At 71.9% G+C, this 1,972-nt stretch carries 2 protein-coding genes and 1 pseudogene; 1 reads left to right on the forward strand and 2 read right to left on the reverse strand.

What is annotated here, in order from left to right:
* Window positions 1–617 (reverse strand): hypothetical protein (locus C1I99_RS33550; protein ID WP_438941470.1); only part of this gene is annotated, 617 nt, incomplete at its 3' end.
* Between C1I99_RS33550 and C1I99_RS31335 the strand changes: the two are divergent.
* Window positions 514–936: pseudogene (locus C1I99_RS31335) on the forward strand (hypothetical protein); the annotation flags it as partial. The gene C1I99_RS33550 and the pseudogene C1I99_RS31335 sit on opposite strands and share 104 nt — an antisense overlap.
* 386 nt (window positions 937–1,322) lie before the next feature.
* Here the strand turns inward: C1I99_RS31335 and C1I99_RS34400 are convergent.
* Complete coding sequence (locus C1I99_RS34400; RefSeq protein ID WP_325049258.1) at window positions 1,323–1,724, reverse strand: MFS transporter; 402 nt, start codon at window positions 1,722–1,724, stop codon at window positions 1,323–1,325.
* Window positions 1,725–1,972: the final 248 nt, after the last annotated feature.

Consider the following 1,972-nt stretch of genomic DNA (forward strand, 5'->3'; position numbering starts at 1 on the left):
GCGGCGGGTCGTGCCGCAGCCACGAAGAAGACAGCGGGCGGCCGCGCGGCGAAGGCGACGGGGGGCCGGGCCGCACCGGGCCGGGCGAAGGCCGCCCCGGCGAACAAGACCGCCCCCGCGAAGAAGGCGCCGGCGAAGAGGGTGGCGGCGGCGAAGAAGGCTCCCGCGAAGAAGGCGCCGACGAAGAGGGTGGCGGCGGCGAAGAAGGCTCCCGCGAAGAAGGCGCCGGCGAAGAGGGTGGCGGCGGCGAAGAAGGCTCCCGCGAAGAAGGCGCCGACGAAGAGGGTGGCGGCGGCGAAGAAGGCTCCCGCGAAGAAGGCGCCGGCGAAGAGGGTAGCGGTGGCGAAGAAGGCTCCCGCGAAGAAGGCGCCGGCGAAGAGGGTGGCGGCGGCGAAGAAGGCTCCCGCGAAGAAGGCGCCGGCGAAGAGGGTAGCGGTGGCGAAGAAGGCTCCCGCGAAGAAGGCGCCGGCCAAGAAGGCAACCGTGGCGAAGAAGGCGACGTCGGCCCGGACGACAGCGGTGAAGAAGGCGCCCGCAGCCGCCGTGGGGACCACTCGGGGCGGCGCCGTCCGGAGCGGGCGGAGCAGTTCGCGGTCGGTGCACTCCTCGCAGGCCATCTCGTCCCTAGCCGACCGGCCGGAGCGTCCCGGCCGCAGCCTGGTCACCACCAACCACGAGGTGATCCAGCGCTGGGCGCGGGAACGGGGCGCCAGGCCGGCCACCATCGCCGGTACGGAGCGCGAGGGTCGGGCGGGCGTGCTGACGTTCAACATCCCGGGTTACCGGGAGAGCAGCCGGGTCCGCGAGATCAGCTGGGACGAGTGGTTCCACACTTTCGACCTGCGCAAGCTCAATCTCATCTACCAGGAGCAGCTGCGTGACGGCCGGCAGAGCAACTTCTTCCGGACGGAGTCACCCGATCGGGAGGAGGCCTGAGTGTTTGCGGGAATGTCCGACGGGTATGCGCTGTTGGCCACTATCGAGGCCCAAGGTGACGGAACACCGGGTGGGACGCCGGGTGCTGTGACCGGCGAGACAGCCCTTCCAGGTTGAATCCGGAATCCGGGCGAACTAACTTTATTGCACCACGCCACGCTCGGAAACGTTCGGGGGAGCGGCGGATCGATCAGATCCGTTCACCGAGCGGGGCGCTGGGGGACGGGTGGATCCACACCGTTGGGGGACGGTGTCCACCTGTTTGGACCGGCGGCGCGAGCGGGCGACGCTTACGGGGGTGAGTGTTGCCCGCCGCCGCCGGTCATACGGTGCGAACGCCCACCACGGCCCGAGGGTCGGGTGGGCGTTCTGCGTCTGGTGTCCCGTCAGCCGTCGACGGTCAGCGCCCGTTCGGGCCGGTGCACCGTCTCCCGGAGCCGGGCGGCGACCCGCCGCTCCCGGGGCGGACCGGCCAGCAGGTGGCCGACGGCGGCCAGCACCCCAAGGCCCCCGACGATCAGCCAGTGCCGGTCGCCGAGGTACTGCAGGCTCACCCCGCCGAGGGTGGGCGCCACGAACGAGGCGGCGGGGAACGCCAGGTAGAAGACGGACTGGTAGCGCGCTCGCAGCTCGGGCGGGGCGAGGTCGGCGTTGATCTGGGCGTTGGGTGGCGCGGCGAGCATCGAGCCGACCGTCCAGACGACGCAGGCCGCCAGGTAGACCGGCAGCTCGTCGGCGACGGCGAGGGCCCCGAAGCCGAGCGCCAGCAGCGCGGTGGAGACGGCCAGGACGCGGTCCTTGCGGTTGGCGGTCGATCAGCCGGGGCACGAAGAGCTGCCCGACCACGATCAGCACCCCGCCGAGCGCCACCACCACGCCGTACGCCGACGGGCGCAGCCCGTCCGCCCGCATGGCCAGCGGCATGATCGTGGAGGTCTGCAGGGTGAGTACGGCCAGCACGAAGGTCAGCCCGACGAAGATCAGGAAGATCCGGTCGGTCAGTGCGCTGTGCAGCCCCGGCCGGCGCGGTCCCGCC

The sequence above is a fragment of the Micromonospora deserti genome, assembly GCF_003236335.1.
Classification (GTDB): domain Bacteria; phylum Actinomycetota; class Actinomycetes; order Mycobacteriales; family Micromonosporaceae; genus Micromonospora; species Micromonospora deserti.